The 16,922-nt window shown below is 58.9% G+C and carries 15 protein-coding genes; 7 read left to right on the plus strand and 8 right to left on the minus strand.

Annotated elements, in window-relative coordinates; translation table 11 throughout:
* Both ALQ04_RS13315 and ALQ04_RS13320 read right to left on the minus strand, forming a co-directional pair.
* A partial coding sequence (locus ALQ04_RS13315) for a methyl-accepting chemotaxis protein (RefSeq protein WP_147466597.1) occupies positions 1–1,583 on the minus strand: 1,583 nt, incomplete at its 3' end.
* A gap of 188 nt (positions 1,584–1,771) precedes the next feature.
* Positions 1,772–2,692 carry a LysR substrate-binding domain-containing protein gene (locus tag ALQ04_RS13320; protein WP_122316296.1) on the minus strand — a complete coding sequence of 307 codons (921 nt, stop codon included), beginning with the start codon at positions 2,690–2,692 and terminating at the stop codon, positions 1,772–1,774.
* Between the two features lie 157 nt (positions 2,693–2,849).
* Here ALQ04_RS13320 and ALQ04_RS13325 point away from each other — a divergent pair, with 157 nt between their 5' ends.
* Positions 2,850–4,247 carry a NorM family multidrug efflux MATE transporter gene (locus ALQ04_RS13325; RefSeq protein WP_122316225.1) on the plus strand — a complete coding sequence of 466 codons (1,398 nt, stop codon included), beginning with the start codon at positions 2,850–2,852 and terminating at the stop codon, positions 4,245–4,247.
* 51 nt (positions 4,248–4,298) lie between these two features.
* Here ALQ04_RS13325 and ALQ04_RS13330 read toward each other — a convergent pair whose 3' ends face one another.
* Positions 4,299–4,946 (minus strand): DedA family protein, encoded by a 648-nt coding sequence (locus ALQ04_RS13330; protein WP_122316226.1) that lies wholly within the window; start codon positions 4,944–4,946, stop codon positions 4,299–4,301.
* A gap of 232 nt (positions 4,947–5,178) precedes the next feature.
* Between ALQ04_RS13330 and hemB the strand changes: the two genes are divergently transcribed.
* Both hemB and ppk1 read left to right on the plus strand, forming a co-directional pair.
* On the plus strand, positions 5,179–6,189 hold the full coding sequence (hemB, locus tag ALQ04_RS13335; protein ID WP_122316227.1) for a porphobilinogen synthase: 1,011 nt from the start codon (positions 5,179–5,181) through the stop codon (positions 6,187–6,189).
* A 16-nt stretch (positions 6,190–6,205) separates the two neighbouring features.
* On the plus strand, positions 6,206–8,416 hold the full coding sequence (gene ppk1 / locus ALQ04_RS13340) for a polyphosphate kinase 1 (protein WP_122316228.1): 2,211 nt from the start codon (positions 6,206–6,208) through the stop codon (positions 8,414–8,416).
* Here the strand turns inward: ppk1 and ppx are convergent.
* Positions 8,403–9,905: an exopolyphosphatase gene (ppx, locus tag ALQ04_RS13345; RefSeq protein WP_122316297.1), complete on the minus strand. Its 1,503-nt coding sequence runs from the start codon at positions 9,903–9,905 to the stop codon at positions 8,403–8,405. The two genes, ppk1 and ppx, sit on opposite strands and share 14 nt — an antisense overlap.
* Before the next feature lie 323 nt (positions 9,906–10,228).
* Between ppx and ALQ04_RS13350 the strand changes: the two genes are divergently transcribed.
* Positions 10,229–10,885 (plus strand): hypothetical protein, encoded by a 657-nt coding sequence (locus ALQ04_RS13350; RefSeq protein WP_122316229.1) that lies wholly within the window; start codon positions 10,229–10,231, stop codon positions 10,883–10,885.
* A gap of 273 nt (positions 10,886–11,158) precedes the next feature.
* Here the strand turns inward: ALQ04_RS13350 and ALQ04_RS13355 are convergent, their stop codons facing one another.
* The 4 genes from ALQ04_RS13355 to ALQ04_RS13370 are packed head-to-tail and all read right to left on the minus strand — an operon-like array spanning position 11,159 to position 14,007.
* The gene (locus tag ALQ04_RS13355; RefSeq protein ID WP_122316230.1) at positions 11,159–11,893 is read right to left on the minus strand and encodes an amino acid ABC transporter ATP-binding protein; all 735 of its coding nucleotides are present in this window, start codon (positions 11,891–11,893) and stop codon (positions 11,159–11,161) included.
* Entirely contained in the window at positions 11,880–12,530 is a 651-nt protein-coding gene (locus ALQ04_RS13360; RefSeq protein WP_183142170.1) for an amino acid ABC transporter permease, read from the minus strand. The genes ALQ04_RS13355 and ALQ04_RS13360 overlap by 14 nt, the downstream gene beginning before the upstream one ends.
* Positions 12,527–13,192 (minus strand): amino acid ABC transporter permease, encoded by a 666-nt coding sequence (locus ALQ04_RS13365; protein WP_122316232.1) that lies wholly within the window; start codon positions 13,190–13,192, stop codon positions 12,527–12,529. The genes ALQ04_RS13360 and ALQ04_RS13365 overlap by 4 nt, the downstream gene beginning before the upstream one ends.
* Before the next feature lie 29 nt (positions 13,193–13,221).
* Positions 13,222–14,007 (minus strand): transporter substrate-binding domain-containing protein, encoded by a 786-nt coding sequence (locus ALQ04_RS13370; protein WP_122316233.1) that lies wholly within the window; start codon positions 14,005–14,007, stop codon positions 13,222–13,224.
* Positions 14,008–14,258: 251 nt separating this feature from the next.
* Here ALQ04_RS13370 and ALQ04_RS13375 point away from each other — a divergent pair, with 251 nt between their 5' ends.
* The 3 genes from ALQ04_RS13375 to rho all read left to right on the plus strand — a co-directional run bounded on the left by ALQ04_RS13375 (position 14,259) and on the right by rho (position 16,901).
* Complete coding sequence (locus tag ALQ04_RS13375) at positions 14,259–14,963, plus strand: FadR/GntR family transcriptional regulator (protein WP_122316234.1); 705 nt, start codon at positions 14,259–14,261, stop codon at positions 14,961–14,963.
* A 122-nt stretch (positions 14,964–15,085) separates the two neighbouring features.
* Positions 15,086–15,415, plus strand: a complete 330-nt coding sequence (trxA, locus tag ALQ04_RS13380) for a thioredoxin TrxA (protein ID WP_122316235.1) — start codon at positions 15,086–15,088, stop codon at positions 15,413–15,415.
* A gap of 226 nt (positions 15,416–15,641) precedes the next feature.
* Positions 15,642–16,901: a transcription termination factor Rho gene (gene rho, locus ALQ04_RS13385; protein ID WP_025257997.1), complete on the plus strand. Its 1,260-nt coding sequence runs from the start codon at positions 15,642–15,644 to the stop codon at positions 16,899–16,901.
* The last annotated feature ends 21 nt before the right edge of the window (positions 16,902–16,922 follow it).

Genomic DNA, 16,922 nt, shown 5'->3' on the forward strand with positions numbered 1-16,922 from the left:
GCTACCACGGCAAAGCCGCGTCCCTGTTCACCGGCACGCGCTGCTTCGATGGCGGCGTTGAGGGCGAGCAGGTTGGTCTGGTCGGCAATCGAGGTAATCACGCCGACGATGCTGCCGATTTCCTGGGAACGCTGGCCCAGTGTGTCGATCACGGTCGCGGTGCTGTTCAACGATGTGGCGATCTGTTGCAGCGAAGAAGATGCCTCGTCCATGGACGTACGGCCGATACGGGTCTGTTGTGCGTTTTCCTGCGCCAGACGCTCGGTGTTCTTCATGTTGTCGGCGATGTTCAGGGAGGTGGCGCTGAACTCTTCGACCGCGCCCGCCATGCTGGTGATTTCGCCGGACTGCTGCTCCATACCTTCATAAGCGCCACCCGACATGCCGGACAGGGCATGGGCACGAGTGCTCACTTCCTGGGCTGCGGTGCGGATATGCGAAACCATGTTCGACAGTGCTTCGCTCATCTTGTTGAAGCTGCCTGCCAGTTGCCCGATCTCATCGTGGCTGGAAACCTGCAGGCGTACGCTCAGGTCGCCGGAACCCAGTGCATCGGCCTGACGTACCAGCTCGGACAGTGGACGCAGTTTGCTGCGCAGCAGCCAGATCGCACCACTCACGGCGATCAGCATGGCCAGCAGGCTGCCGATGGCCAGTTGCGTGCCTACGTTCCAGGTCACTTCGCTGATTTCGTCGCCCGGCATGTTCGCCAGTACGGTCCATGGTCCGCCACTGAAAGGCTGACCAACGCTGTAGAAGTCCTGCACGCCATCGTGCCAGAACATGCCCTTGCCAGGCTCCTTGACTGCACCGGCGACCGACTTGGCTGCATCGTCAGGGGATTTTGCGCCAGCTGGCGCGACCAGCCAGCGATTCTGCTCGTCCAGCAGGGCCAGCGAACCAGTCTTGCCGATACGGAAGTTTCTGAGGTTCTCGAACTGTGCTTTCTGTGCATCGGTGTAATCGAAGCCTACGAACAGCGCAGCAATGATCTTGCCGCTGCTGTCACGCACCGGGCTGTACTGAGTCATGTAGTAGCGTTCAAACAGGACCGCCTTGCCGACATATTCCTGGCCAGCCATCAAACGCTCATAAGCCGGGCCCTTGCGATCGAGCACGGTGCCGATGGCGCGAGTGCCGTCCTGCTTGCTCAGGGAGGTGCTGATCCGTACCAGGTCATCGCCGCTGCGCACGAAAATGGTCGCGACACCTGCGGTCAGGCGACGAAATTCGTCGACCTCGGTGAAGTCGTTGTTCAGGGCGGTTTCGCCCAGATACAGGCCCGGAGTCGGGGTGCCAGCTACGGTGACGGGTTTATCCGTCTGCAGGCTCAGACCACTGGAAAAACGCTTTTCAAACAGCCCGCTCAAGCGTTGCGTGCTGTCACGCAGGGTGCTGTGGAAAGTGTTGAGCTGGTCGGCAAGCAGGCGTGCCTCGCTGGACATGTGTTCTTCACGAATCACAAGGTTGGCAGCATCCAGGGAACGCAAGGCAAAAAGCGTACTGCCGCTGATAACCACCGCCAAAATCACAGCCAAAGCAATACCGAGTTGCGACGCAATCCGGGCACGGGGCTTGGACATAACGACTCCACGCTGAATGTTTGGGTCGCCAAGTCCCTGGCCAAACACCCAGCAAAATATCTAATTAATATGAGGTTGAACCATTTTGAACAAACGGTCCTTAAGAGTAAGTTCGGCCCACAAGTAAAATACTTGAGTCCGATGTGCGGATATTAGCAAACAGTTGCCAAGTCACCCAGTCGCTGTTGTTACTTGAGAATTTCGACCTGCGGAAGTTGCATCGCCTGAACCTCGCTCTGCAGGAAATCACTCAGGCGCCGCAACCGCTCTAGACCGGGCCTGGTCTTGGGCCAGACCAGGTAATAGTTCTCGCCGCTGAACACGGCGGTGCGCCAGGGCAGGCTCATGCGGCCTTGTGCGACGTCTTCGGCAACCATCAATAAATCGCCTATCGACAGGCCGTAGCCACGGGCGGCGGCGATCATGCCCAGTTCCAGGGTATCGAAGACCTGGCCGCCCCTGAGCGAAACCTTGTCGGACAGCCCCATGCGATTCAGCCAGGTGCGCCAGTCGCGCCGGTCCGGAGTCGGGTGCAGCAACTCGATACTGGCCAGTCGTTCGACATCCCAGGGCGGATCCTGCAGATAGGTCGGCGCGCCGACCGGAATCAACAGCTCCGGAAACAACAGGGTGGCTTCCCAGTCCGGCGGAAAATGCCCGCGACTCAGCAGCACTGCACAATCGAAGGGTTCCTGGGAGAAGTCCACGGCATCTATATCCATCCAGGCGCTGGTCAACTGGACCTCGTTGCCGACCTGGATATGACGAAAGCGGCTGAGCCGCGCCAGCAACCAGCGCATGGTCAGGGTCGACGGCGCTTTCATGCGCAGAATGCCTTCTTCGGTCTGTAACGTACTGCAGGCACGCTCCAACGCCTGAAAACCGTCCCGAACGCCGGGCAGCAAAGCGCGGGCCGACTCGGTGAGTTGCAGGTTGCGGCCGTTGCGCTGGAACAGGCGGCAGGAAAAATGCTCTTCAAGCGTCCGGATATGACGGCTGACTGCACTTTGGGTGATCGACAGTTCTTCTGCCGCCCGGGTGAACGAGGTATGTCGGGCCGCCGCTTCAAAAGCCCGCAAGGCATATAAAGGCGCAAGACTACGAGGCATGTTCATTCTTCCCTGCATGATGGGGAGTTACTGTACGACAAATCCTTTTGCATGAGTTTTTATCATGTCGATGATCGGATTTATCGCTTTGTGCTTGAACGTCCAAATACCGAGAATGTGCGCCTGATTTGTAAACCTGAAGTAGAGCCTGCCCATCATGCAACAACCCGCCCTTAAAGAACTCTGGATCATCCTGCGCCTTGCCGGGCCGTTGATCGCATCGCAGATGGCGCACATGCTGATGGTCTTCACCGATACCGTGATGATGGGCAAGCTGGGGCCGGATGCGCTGGCCGGTGGCGGCCTGGGCGCGGCGACGTACAGTTTTGTCTCGTTCTTCTGTGTGGGCGTGATGGCGGCGGTCGGCACGCTGGTTTCGATTCGTCATGGCGCCAACGACCCCGAAGGCGCGACACGCCTGACCCAGGCCGGTCTGTGGCTGGCGTGGGGCATGGCGCTGGTGGCGGCGCTGCTGCTGTGGAACCTTGAGCCTGTTCTGCTCAAGCTCGGCCAGGATGAAGTCAACGTGCACATGGCTGCACAATTTCTGACCACCTTGCCGCTGGCGCTTCCCGGCCTGCTCACTTTCATGGCCCTGCGCGGATTCACCAGCGCCCTGGGACGTGCAGGCCCGGTGATGACCATCAGCCTGGTTGGTGCCGCAGCCAACTTCGGCCTCAACTACGCAATGATCCATGGCTGGTTCGGTTTGCCCAATCTCGGCCTGATGGGGATCGGCCTGATAACCGCGCTGGTGACCAACTGCATGGCGGTGGCACTGGCCCTGCACATCCGCCGCCATCGCGCCTATGCGGCGTATCCGATTCGCTCTGGCCTGTGGCAGTTGTCGCGCAGCCACCTGAAAGAACTGTGGAACCTCGGCCTGCCGATTGGTGGAACCTATGCGGTGGAAGTCGGGTTGTTCACCTTTGCTGCATTCTGCATGGGCGCCATGGGCAGCACCCAGATGGCGGCGCATCAGATCGCGGTTCAGACCGTGTCCATGGCCTTCATGATTCCGGTGGGGATTTCCTATGCGGTAACCATGCGCATCGGCCAGCATTACGGAGCAGGCAACGTGCTGATGGCGCGCATGGCCGGGCGGCTGGGTATTTCATTCGGCGGGGCGGTGATGCTGATGTTCGGCCTGCTGTTCTGGCTTGCGCCCCATCAGGTCATCGGCCTGTTTCTCGATCTTGAGGATCCGGCGTTCACCGAAATCGTGATTCTGGCGGTAAAGCTCCTGGCAATTGCGGCATGGTTCGAGTTGCTGGACGGCATGCAAACCATCGCCATGGGCGCCATTCGCGGGCTCAAGGACGCCAAGACCACATTTATCATCGGCCTGCTCTGTTACTGGCTGGTGGCAGCGCCTGCCGCATGGCTGTTGGCCTTTTCGACCGAACTGGGTGCCGAGGGCGTCTGGTGGGGGCTGGCGCTGGGCCTGATGTGTTCGGCGGTGGCGCTGACCTATGCGTTCGAGAGAAAGACCGCACGCCTGATTCGCATGGAGGCGAAACGCGAAGTGGAAGAGGCGATGGCGGTTTGCAAATAGTATGAACTCGCTCCAGGCATTGCTGGAGCGAGTTCATTCAGGAAGGGCGGTTTATTCGCCGTCGGTCTTTTTCTTGAGGTCGACCGGTACTTCGACCGCTACATCCGAGGCCGCAGCCGAAGCGCAGCAGAGTTTTTCCTGACGGGCGATACGTGCGTTCTTGATACGGCGGCGCAGCCACAGGCCGAGGCCGAGCAGTACCAGGCCGCCCAGTACCCAGAGCTCGTATTTCTTGATGTTGCCCAGCAGACCCTCCATCACGGCACCGAAATGGTAGGCCGCAGAGCCCAGAGCCGCAGCCCAGATCGCCGCACCGATACCGTTGAGCAACAGGTAGCGTCCTGGCGGATAGCCGGACATGCCGATGGCTACCGGCATGACCGTGCGCAGGCCGTAGACAAAGCGGAAGCTCAACACCCAGATGTCCGGGTGTTTACGCACCAGCCTCAGGGCCTTGTCGCCCATGAGTTGCCAGCGCGGCTTGCGTGCAAGCAGCTTGCGCCCGTGTTTGCGCCCCATGAAGTACCAGAGCTGATCGCCAGCGTAGCTTCCGCAGAAAGCCACGATGATGACCATGTTAAGGTCCATGTATCCGCGGAACGCCAGGAATCCGGCAAGGACCAGGATGGTCTCGCCTTCAAAGAAGGTTCCCAGGAAGAGGGCAAAATAGCCGAAGTCATTCAAGAAATTCTGGAGCATTGTCTGGATGCTGGCGAAATGAACGCGCAGCCTAACTCGCCCAAGACAATCATGAAAGTGTCGATATGTGTCTCGACGTTAAAGATTACTGCAACCACAATGGCCCATCCTTGCTGTAGGCCTTTTCCTGCGGCCTCAAGTCGCAGGTCACACTATGACTGTCACACATTGGTCATAATGGCGGCTTATAACTGTCGCGCTTGCCCGCGTATGCGGGCTCAGGAGTCTCGCCGTGAGCTTTACCCCCGCAAACCGCCTGTTTCCTCTCACTCGCCTGCGTCGCAATCGTCGCGACGATTTTTCTCGTCGACTGGTCCGCGAACACGTGTTGACCGTCGATGATCTGATTCTTCCCGTATTTGTACTCGATGGTGAAAACCGTCGCGAAACCGTTGCTTCGATGCCGGGCGTCGAGCGCCTGAGTATCGACCTGTTGCTGCAGGAAGCCGAAGGCTGGGTGGCGCTGGGGATTCCGGCGCTGGCCTTGTTCCCGGTGACGCCTTTGGAGAAGAAATCCCTCGATGGTGCCGAAGCCTGGAATCCGGACGGCATCGCCCAGCGTGCGACGCGCGCATTGCGTGAGCGCTTTCCGGAACTGGGTGTTATCACCGATGTGGCGCTGGACCCGTTCACCACCCATGGCCAGGACGGCATCATCGACGAAGAAGGCTATGTGCAGAACGACATCACTGTCGATGCGCTGGTCAAGCAGGCGCTGTCGCATGCCGATGCCGGCGCTCAGGTGGTCGCGCCTTCGGACATGATGGATGGCCGCATCCAGGCCATTCGTGAGGCCCTGGAACTTGCCGGGCACGTCAACGTTCGGATCATGGCTTATTCGGCAAAATATGCCAGCGCCTATTACGGTCCGTTCCGCGATGCGGTAGGTTCTTCTCTGAACCTGGGCAAGGCCAACAAGGCGTCCTATCAGATGGACCCGGCCAACAGTAACGAAGCATTGCATGAAGTGGCCGCCGACCTGGCTGAAGGCGCGGACATGGTGATGGTCAAGCCGGGCATGCCTTATCTGGACATCCTTTACCGGGTCAAGGATGAGTTCAAGGTCCCGACCTTTGTCTATCAGGTGAGCGGCGAATATGCGATGCATATGGCTGCGATCCAGAACGGCTGGCTGAGTGAAGGGGTGATTCTCGAATCCCTTACGGCCTTCAAACGCGCCGGTGCTGATGGCATTCTTACTTACTTCGCCGTCCGTGCTGCTCAACTGTTAAAAGGGCAATAGCCTCACAGGAACATTCATGAATACCGAAGGACTCACCGAAGCCACTGTTGAAGTCGATGTTCAGGAGGCTACGCCAGTGGTTGAGCCTGAAATTGAAGTCATACCGGCCATTGAGGCACCTGCTGCGGCGGCGCCGGCTATCGTTGTGCCGAATCTGGACGATAGCAGCCTGTATATCCACCGCGAATTGTCGCAGTTGCAGTTCAACATCCGGGTACTGGAACAGGCTCTGGACGAGTCCTATCCCTTGCTGGAGCGGCTGAAGTTCCTGCTGATCTTCTCCAGCAACCTCGATGAGTTCTTCGAGATTCGTGTCGCAGGCCTCAAGAAGCAGATCACCTTCGCACGTGAGCAGGCGGGCGCCGATGGCCTGCAGCCGCATCAGGCCCTGGCCAGGATCAGCGACCTGGTTCACGGCCAGGTCGATCGCCAATACGCGATCCTCAATGACATTCTGTTGCCGGAGCTGGAAAAGCATCAGGTCCGCTTCATCCGTCGCCGTTACTGGACGACCAAGCTCAAGACCTGGGTCCGTCGCTATTTCCGTGACGAGATCGCGCCGATCATCACCCCGATCGGCCTGGATCCGACTCACCCGTTTCCGTTGCTGGTCAACAAGAGCCTGAACTTCATCGTCGAACTGGAAGGTATCGATGCCTTCGGTCGCGACTCGGGTCTGGCGATCATCCCGGCTCCGCGCCTGCTGCCGCGCATCATCAAGGTGCCGGAAGATGTGGGCGGAGTGGGCGACAACTACGTGTTCCTGTCGTCCATGATCCATGCCCACGCCGATGACCTGTTTCAGGGCATGAAGGTCAAGGGCTGCTATCAGTTCCGGCTGACTCGTAACGCCGACCTGGCGCTGGACTCCGAAGACGTCGAAGACCTGGCCCGCGCTCTGCGCGGCGAGCTGTTCTCGCGTCGTTATGGCGATGCGGTGCGTCTGGAAGTGGCGGACACCTGTCCAAAACACCTGTCGGATTACCTGCTCAAGCAGTTCAACCTGACCGAATCCGAGCTGTATCAGGTCAATGGCCCGGTCAACCTCACGCGCCTGTTCAGCATTACCAGTCTGGACAGCCACCCGGAGCTGCAATACGCGCCGTTCACCCCGGCGATCCCCAAGCTGTTGCAGAACAGCGAGAACATTTTCAGTGTGGTCAGCAAGCAGGACATCCTGTTGCTGCACCCGTTCGAGTCCTTCACGCCGGTTGTCGACATGCTGCGCCAGGCGGCGAAAGACCCGCATGTGCTGGCGGTACGGCAAACCCTGTATCGCAGCGGTGCGAACTCGGAAATCGTCGATGCGCTGGTCGATGCTGCGCGCAACGGCAAGGAAGTCACGGCGGTCATCGAATTGCGCGCCCGCTTCGACGAAGAGTCCAACCTGCAACTGGCTAGCCGTTTGCAGGCGGCCGGTGCGGTGGTGATCTATGGCGTGGTCGGCTTCAAGACCCACTCCAAGATGATGCTGATCCTGCGCCGCGAAGCCGGGGAAATCGTGCGTTATGCGCATTTGGGCACGGGTAACTACCATGCCGGCAACGCGCGCCTGTATACCGACTACAGCCTGCTGACTTCCGACGATGCCTTGTGCGAAGACGTCGGCAAGCTGTTCAGCCAGTTGATCGGCATGGGCAAGATCCTGCGCATGAAGAAGCTGCTGCACGCGCCGTTCACGCTCAAGAAAGGCATGCTCGACATGATTGCCCGCGAGACGCAATTCGCGCTCGACGGCAAGCCGGCGCACATCATCGCCAAGTTCAACTCGCTGACCGATCCGAAGATCATTCGTGCGCTCTACAAGGCCAGCCAGTCAGGCGTGCGCATCGATCTGGTGGTGCGTGGCATGTGCTGCCTGCGTCCTGGGATTCCCGGGGTCTCGCACAATATCCATGTGCGCTCGATCATCGGGCGCTTCCTGGAGCACACGCGGGTCTACTACTTCCTCAATGGCGGTGACGAGCAGATGTTCCTCTCCAGCGCCGACTGGATGGAGCGTAACCTCGACAAGCGTGTCGAGACCTGCTTCCCGGTCGACGGCAAGAAACTGATTCTGCGAGTGAAGAAGGAGCTGGAGAGCTATCTGACCGATAACACCCATAGCTGGCTGTTGCAGCCGGACGGGCGTTATGTGCGCAGCACGCCGACCGGTAACCAGAACGCTCGAAACGCCCAGGCGACCTTGCTTGATCGCCTGAGCATTCCGGTACTCAGCGTGCAGTAAAGACGATACCGACTCGGGTCAACCACTCCGCTTCCAGCGCGAAGTCGGCCTGAGTCAGCTGGTTGTTTTCCAGCCAGCCTTTCGGGAATTCGGCGTCCAGATTCGGGCCGTCGGCACGCAGAGTCACACGTGGCATCTCCTGGGTGCCACGAATGTGATGGAACAGAATCGCGAAGCGCAGCAGGACGCACAGGCGGATCAGCTTGATGCCTTCATCGCCGAACTCGGCAAACTTGTCCTTTGGAATATTGCGACGATGACCGCGCACCAGCAGCGCGAGCATTTGCTGGTCTTCGCGTGAAAATCCGGCCAGATCCGAGTGCTCGATCAGGTAGGCGCCGTGCTTGTGGTAGTGATAGTGGGCGATATCGAGCCCCACTTCATGCACCTTGGCGGCCCAGCTCAGCAGCTCGGCGTAGATGTCGTCTTCCATTTCCCAGGCTTCTGCGACCTGCTCCAGAGCATGCAGCGCCTTGCGCTCAACGCGAGCGGCCTGTTCCAGGTCGACATGGTAGCGATCCATCAGCGAGCTGAGCGTGCGTTCGCGCACGTCTTCATGGTGATGGCGGCCCAGCAGGTCATACAGCACGCCTTCACGCAGCGCGCCTTCGCAGTGATCCATGCGCTTGAGTTCGAGGGCGTCGAAGATCGCCTCCAGAATCGCCAGGCCGGCAGGGAAGATCGTGCGGCGGTCGGGCTTGATGCCGTCAAAGTCGATTTTCTCGACGTCGCCCAGCTTGAACAGCTTGCGCTTGAGCCACGCCAGACCTTCGGCGTTGACTTCGCCCGATCCATAGCCGTTGGCCTTGAGCGCCTGACCGATGGCCCGAATGGTGCCGGACGAGCCGATGGCTTCATCCCACTTCAGGCGGTGCAGAGCGTGTTCGATGCTCATGATCTCCAGGCGTGCTGCGGTGTACGCCTGGGCATAACGGGCCGGCGTGATCTTGCCGTCCTTGAAGTAGCGCTGGGTGAAGCTCACGCAGCCCATTTGCAGGCTTTCGCGCAGCAGCGGCTCGAAGCGCTGACCAATGATGAACTCGGTACTGCCGCCGCCGATATCGGCCACCAGACGCTTGCCCGGCGTGTCGGCCAGGGTGTGCGAGACGCCGAGATAGATCAGGCGCGCTTCCTCGCGACCGGAAATGACTTCCACGGGATGGCCGAGGATTGCTTCGGCGCGATGGATGAATTCGTTGCGATTGCGGGCCTCGCGCAAGGCGTTGGTGCCGACGATGCGCACGGCGCCGAGCGGCAGGCCGTTGATCAGTTGGGCGAAGCGCTTGAGGCAATCGAGCCCGCGCTGCATGGACTCTTCGTTGAGCGTGCGTTCTTCAGTGATGCCTGCAGCCAGCTGAACCTTTTCACCCAGGCGCTCAAGTATGCGGATCTCGCCCTGATTCGCCTTGGCAACGACCATGTGAAAGCTGTTGGAACCCAGGTCGATCGCTGCAATCAGGGAAAGATTCTTGGCTTTGGAGTGCGGCATGATCAAAATCTCGTTCGATAACCGCGCCATCGTGCCACGATCCATGGCCGTAGCCAAACGGATAGGGCGGGTAAATACGGATTTCCTGCTGCGTGGAAGGGGAAGCGCTTTAATTGACTTGGTTTCAAAAGAGACGAGTGGCATGGAGGTTTCTAATCTTCACCACCTTTGGTCATGTGCTCCGGGGGCGTTTTCCTGATACGTCATACTGTAGTGATCATAAAATCATCAGGTTTTGAACAAATATATCTGCCGACGGTGAGGACATGCGTAAAAGTCGGTGGTGACGCACGGACAGGAATAATGCACAAGGAGTGTGAGATATGGAGCGTAATAAACAGGAGAATGAAATCGTTATCTGGGAGGGGAAACCGGGTGGCTTCGGCAACCTGGAAGTGGACGCCAGTGGTTCGATAACCTGGGTGCACGATGCCTCGTTGGGGCATGAAGTCTTTCGTTACTTCAAGCCTGCCGACCCGACTAGTTATCGCTGCGAGAGCCGAAATATAAGGGTTGGTGACACGCGTTACCAGTGGCAACAGAACAAGACCTACCGTTTGAGGTGGAAAAGCCTACTGACAAAAATAGACAGTGCGTTTGGCGACTTTGTCATCTTTCAATGGAAGTCCTACCCGGGTGGGCAGCAAAGCTATCCAGTGCTGTTTACGGCAGTAAGAGATGAGGTCAGGGTTATCTATGTCGACCCCCAGGCCATTTGGCATACGGTGTGGTCGCACAAGACGGTTGATGGGGCGTGGAACAGTTATTGTCTGACCCTTCACTTGTCAGATGTCGATGGGCAAGGCTGGTTTGAGCTTGAGTACAATGACATTCCCCAGCAGTTGGCGGGTAGAAGCCGGTTTGAGGGCCGCACCTGGGATGGCAGTAATGAGCCCAAGTGGGGTGTTTACAACAGGGATCATCCGGCTCATGAGCTTGAGCAGTTTGTGGGGAGCCTGCAAGTCTCTGTAGTGGGGTAGGAGTCCGCCCGCCGCCCCGGCGCCGCGCTGTCGTGAAGTGCGCAGCAAACTGTATGAGCGCTTGCCCGCGACCGAGTGCGAAGCGCTCGCAAATTTACGACTGCTACGCAGCCGGTCGCGGGCAAGCACGCTCCTGCATTGACGTTGTAAATCATGATGTTGCGTTTTGTTTGATGAGAGTACTTTCAATACTGTGCCCCATGTTTCCTTGCTCATGGGCCGCAGGGCACAATCGATTCGCATCGCGCACTCATCCTGCTATCAGGATTGCGATCAGGCGTGTTCCACCGAACCGATGAAATTTGCCAGCTCCGGGGTTTTCGGATTGGCGAACAGTTCTTTCGGGTCGCCCACTTCATGCACTTTGCCCTGATGCATGAAAACCAGCTTGTCGCCAACTTCCCGGGCGAAGCGCATTTCATGAGTCACCATGATCAGCGTCATGCCGTCGGCCGCCAGCTGGCGCACGACGCTGAGTACTTCGTTGACCAGTTCCGGGTCCAGGGCCGAGGTGATTTCATCGCATAGCAGCACCTTGGGCGACATCGCCAGGGCCCGGGCAATGGCCACGCGCTGTTGCTGGCCGCCGGACAGGCGTTCCGGGAAGGCGTCGAACTTCTCGCCCAGGCCGACACGTTCGAGCATTTTTCTGGCCAGCACAGCGGCTTCGGCCTTGGGCACCTTCTGTACGACCTGCGGGGCGAGCATGACGTTTTCGCCCACGCTCAGGTGCGGAAACAGGTTGAATTGCTGGAACACCATGCCGACCTTCTGCCGCAGCGTGCGCAGGTCTGCGCGGGCAGCGTCCAGATACTCGCCGTCGACCTCGATCACTCCATCGTTGATCGACTCCAGCCCGTTGAGCGTGCGCAGCAGCGTGCTCTTGCCCGAGCCGCTGCGCCCGATGATCGCCACGACCTGGCCTTCCTCGACAGAAAGGTCGATGCCTTTGAGTACGTGATGGTCGCCGTAGTATTTATGCAGGGCGGAAATTCTAAGCAGAGGCATGCAGTCTCCTTTCCAGATGGCGCGCACACAGCGACAAGGGGTAGCAAAGGATGAAGTAGCCCAGGGCAACGAAGCCGTAGACCATGAAGGGTTCAAATGTGGCGTTGGCCAGCATGCTGCCGGTCTTGGTCAGCTCGGTGAAGCCGATGATCGAGGTCACTGCGGTGCCTTTGACTACCTGCACCGAGAAACCGACCGTCGGCGCCACCGCAATGCGCAATGCCTGCGGCAGGATCACGTAACGCATTTGTTCGAGCGGCGTCATCGCCAGGCTGGCGGAAGCTTCCCACTGGCCCTTGGTGATCGACTCCACGCAACCTCGCCAGATCTCGGCCAGATAAGCGCTGGTGAAGAGCGTCAAGGCCAGGGCGGCGGCGGCCCAGGGGGAAATATCCACCCCCATCAAGGCCACGCCGAAGAACACCAGAAACAACTGCATCAACAGCGGCGTGCCCTGGAACAGTTCTATATAGATCCTGGCCGCGACCCTTGGTCCGGTCTTGTCCGAAATACGCATGCCCATCACTAGTAGCCCGATCAGGCCGCCGCCGATGAACGCCACCAGCGACAGGGCCACGGTCCATTGCAGGCCGATCAGCAGGTTGCGCAGGATGTCCCACAGAGTGAAATCCATCAGCGGCTCCTCGTCAGGTAGCGGCGCCCGATCCAGGCCAGCAATTGCCGGATCAGCAACGCCATGCACAGGTAGATCAGCGTGGTGACGATGTACGTCTCAAAGGCGCGGAAGTTGCGCGACTGGAGGAAGTTGGCGAAAAAGCTCAGCTCCTCGGTGGCGATCTGCGAGCAGACTGCCGAACCGAGCATGACGATGATGATCTGGCTGCTGAGGGCTGGCCAGACCTTGCCCAGCGCTGGCGCCAGCACCACATGGCGAAACGCTTCAAAGCGATTCATGGCCAGTGCCGCGGCAGCTTCAAGCTGGCCCTTGGGGATCGCCTGAATGCCTGCGCGGATGATTTCCGTCGAATAGGCGCCCAGATTGATGACCATCGCCAGCACCGCTGCCTGCCACTCCGAGATCTGCACGCCCAGCGAGGGCAGGCCAAAGAAGATGAAAAACAGCTGGACCAGAAACGGCGTATTGCGGATCAGCTCGACATAGATGCCGAAGATCGTCGCGAACGGCTGGATCTTCCAGGCCCTCACCACCGCGCCAAGGATGCCCAGGCTGACCCCGAGCAACGTACCAATGGCCGTCAGTTCCAGCGTGAACAAGGCCCCGCGCAGCAAGAGATCGGCGCTTTGCAGGACCGGTGTAAAGTCGAATTGATAAGCCATTGGCGGATCCCGTGATCAGCAAGCAGTGATCAAAGATCGGCTGGCAGCGGTTGCTTGAGCCAGGTCACGGAAGCCTTTTCCAGCGAACCGTCAGCCTTGGCGGCGTTGAGGATTTCGTTGACCTTGCCCAGCAGTTCCGGCTGGTTCTTGTTGACCCCGACGTAGACCGGCGAGTCCTTGAGTTTCACTTTCAGGGCCGGGATGCGTTTCGGGCTGCGCTCGCTGATCGCGACCATTACCACGTTGCCGCTGGCGATCAGGTCGGTCTGGCCGGCCAGGTAGGCGGCGATGGTCGAATTGTTGTCTTCAAAGCGCTTGATGGTTGCGCCTTCGGGGGCCACGGCGGTCAGCTCGATATCTTCGATGGCGCCGCGGGTCACGCTGATGGTCTTGCCCTTGAGGTCATTGATTTCCTTGACCGGCGCATCGGGTGGACCGAAGACCGCCAGGTAGAACGGAGCGTAGGCACGGGAGAAGTCGATGACTTTCTCGCGATCCGGGTTCTTGCCAAGGCTGGAAATCACCAGGTCGACCTTGCCCGTGGTCAGGTAGGGAATGCGGTTGGTGCTGTTGACCGGCGTCAGTTCAAGTTTGACTTTCAACTTGTCGGCCAGCAGTTGTGCGGTATCGATATCCAGGCCGCGCGGTTTCATGTCCGGGCCTACCGAGCCAAACGGAGGGAAGTCCTGAGGCACAGCCACTTTCAATGTGCCGCGCGCTACGACGTCATCCAGGCCGCTGGCATGGGCAGGAGTCTGGCTGAGCATCAGGCTGGCAAACAAGGCAGTAAGCAGTGCGCTGTAACGCTTGGTCATGGGAAATCTCCGAACGGAACGAAAGATGTTGGCCTGTCCTGTAGTGCACAGCCCATGCCACTCATCCTGTTTGCGCCGTAACTCAGGCTTTCCAGACGGATTTTGGTCTTACTGGTCTGAACAGTTGGCGTGCCGGTTGCCCTGCTTTGGAGCGCCTGAAAGCCGCGCCGCCCCAGTGCTGGGCGTCACTTGCCGGATTGTGGAGATGGCGATAAAAGGGATTTTTACTGGACTGACTGGCCTGAACAGTGATGCCGCAAAATGCACTCGCAGTACCTGAATCGGCCCTTCGGGCAATCCGCAAGCTGATTGCCGAGCAAGGCTACAAACCTGGCGACAGCCTGCCTTCGCAGCGGGATCTGGCGGTATTGCTGGGCGTCAGCCGGGCCTCGTTGCGCGAAGCCCTGTCGTCGTTGAGCGCCCTGGGCATCGTCAGTGTGCAGCCGGGCAAAGGAGTGTTCATTCAAGCGCTTTCTGAACCAGAACAGCGCACGGGTGGTTTTTCCTGGCCTTTCGATGCACGGGTTTCTCCGGCCGACACGTTTCAGTTGCGTTATGCGCTGGAAGGCTTTGCCGCCGGTCTGGCCGCGGTCACCCTGACCGCCGACGAGCGGGATGTACTGGAAGACAATGTCGAAGCCATGCGTCTGGAATTGCGCGCCGGGGATTTTGAGGCGGCGTCCAGGCTGGACTTCGAGTTTCATCGGCACATTCTGGTCGCCAGTGGCAATCAGGCCATGTTGGGAATTGTCACGGCAGGTGCGGACATCTTCCTCGAAAGTCAGAAAATGCCGTTCATTCGTGCCGGAAGAGTCATGGAAACCTGGCAGGAACATCGCAAGATTCTGCGGGCCCTTGCCCGGCATGCATCCGGTCCGGCGCAAAAGGCCATGCAGGAACACATCCGTGGCGCGGCATTGCGTACAGGGATTGTGTTTGTTTCGCCTGCCAGCTGAATGCCGGGCTATAACCAGATTCACTGGTTGCCATAGCCAGACTCAATTAACCTCGTCTTCCTGAATGGCATCAGGCCCGCTATGATGAGCGTCGTTTTTAGCCTACGACCTCGGAGAACTCCATGAGTAGCGACCTGATCAAACACGTCACCGACGCCAGCTTTGAAGCCGATGTACTCAAGGCTTCGGGCCCTGTGCTTGTTGACTACTGGGCTGAGTGGTGTGGCCCATGCAAGATGATTGCACCGGTTCTGGACGAAATCGCCAGCACCTACGAAGGCAAGCTGACTGTCGTCAAGCTGAACATCGACGCCAACGCGGAAACCCCGGCCAAGCATGGCGTGCGTGGTATCCCTACGCTGATGCTGTTCAAGGACGGCAACGTTGAAGCCACGAAAGTGGGCGCCTTGTCCAAGTCGCAATTGGCCGCCTTCATCGACGCCAATCTTTGATGTATCTAAAGCCCCGCGAATAGCGGGGTTTTTTCTGGCATCGTACTAGACGCCCGGAAAATCAAGTGGTACATTCGGCCCCGCAATGGAATCTCCATTGCCCCCTGCAAGCCGTCGCCGACGCTCTCCTTTCGATTTAGTACGCGATCCTGTCGCCTTCTCTGCGGCGCGGCCTCATTAAGCCAAAAGCTTAATTTCCCTTCATACATGATTACGTCATTCCCATATGAACCTGACTGAACTCAAGCAAAAGCCGATTACCGATCTGCTCGAAATGGCCGAACAGATGGGCATAGAAAATATGGCCCGTTCGCGCAAGCAGGATGTGATTTTCTCCCTGCTGAAAAAGCACGCCAAAAGCGGCGAGGAAATTTCTGGTGATGGCGTGCTGGAGATCCTCCAGGACGGCTTCGGCTTCCTGCGCTCTGCAGACGCTTCCTATCTGGCTGGCCCGGACGATATCTACGTCTCGCCGAGCCAGATCCGTCGCTTCAACCTGCGGACCGGCGACACCATCGTTGGCAAGATCCGCCCACCGAAAGAAGGCGAGCGTTACTTCGCCCTGCTCAAGGTCGACACGATCAACTTCGATCGTCCGGAAAACGCCAAGAACAAGATTCTGTTCGAGAACCTGACACCTCTGTTCCCGAACGTGCGCATGAAGATGGAAGCCGGTAACGGTTCCACCGAAGACCTGACCGGTCGCGTGATCGATCTGTGTGCCCCGATCGGCAAAGGTCAGCGTGGTCTGATCGTTGCACCGCCGAAAGCGGGCAAGACCATCATGCTGCAGAACATCGCGTCGAACATCACGCGCAACAATCCGGAAGTCCATCTGATCGTCCTGCTGATCGACGAGCGTCCGGAAGAAGTGACCGAAATGCAGCGTACCGTACGCGGCGAAGTGGTTGCCTCGACGTTCGACGAGCCGCCAACCCGCCACGTGCAGGTTGCCGAAATGGTGATCGAGAAGGCCAAGCGCCTGGTCGAGCACAAGAAGGACGTGGTGATCCTGCTCGACTCCATCACTCGTCTGGCTCGCGCCTACAACACCGTGATCCCTAGCTCCGGCAAGGTCCTGACCGGTGGTGTCGATGCACACGCCCTGGAGAAGCCAAAGCGTTTCTTCGGTGCTGCGCGTAACATCGAAGAAGGCGGCTCGCTGACCATCATCGCCACCGCGCTGGTTGAAACCGGCTCGAAGATGGATGAAGTGATCTACGAAGAGTTCAAGGGTACGGGCAACATGGAGCTGCCGCTGGATCGCAAGATCGCAGAGAAGCGTGTGTTCCCGGCCATCAACATCAACCGCTCCGGCACCCGCCGCGAAGAGCTGTTGACTGCTGATGACGAACTGCAACGCATGTGGATCCTGCGCAAGCTGCTGCATCCGATGGATGAAGTCGCCGCCATCGAGTTCCTGGTCGACAAGCTCAAGCAGACCAAGACCAACGATGAGTTCTTCCTGTCGATGAAACGCAAGTAACCGACCGGCTGAACCGCAGCA

The organism is Pseudomonas cichorii, assembly GCF_003700275.1.
Classification (GTDB): domain Bacteria; phylum Pseudomonadota; class Gammaproteobacteria; order Pseudomonadales; family Pseudomonadaceae; genus Aquipseudomonas; species Aquipseudomonas cichorii_B.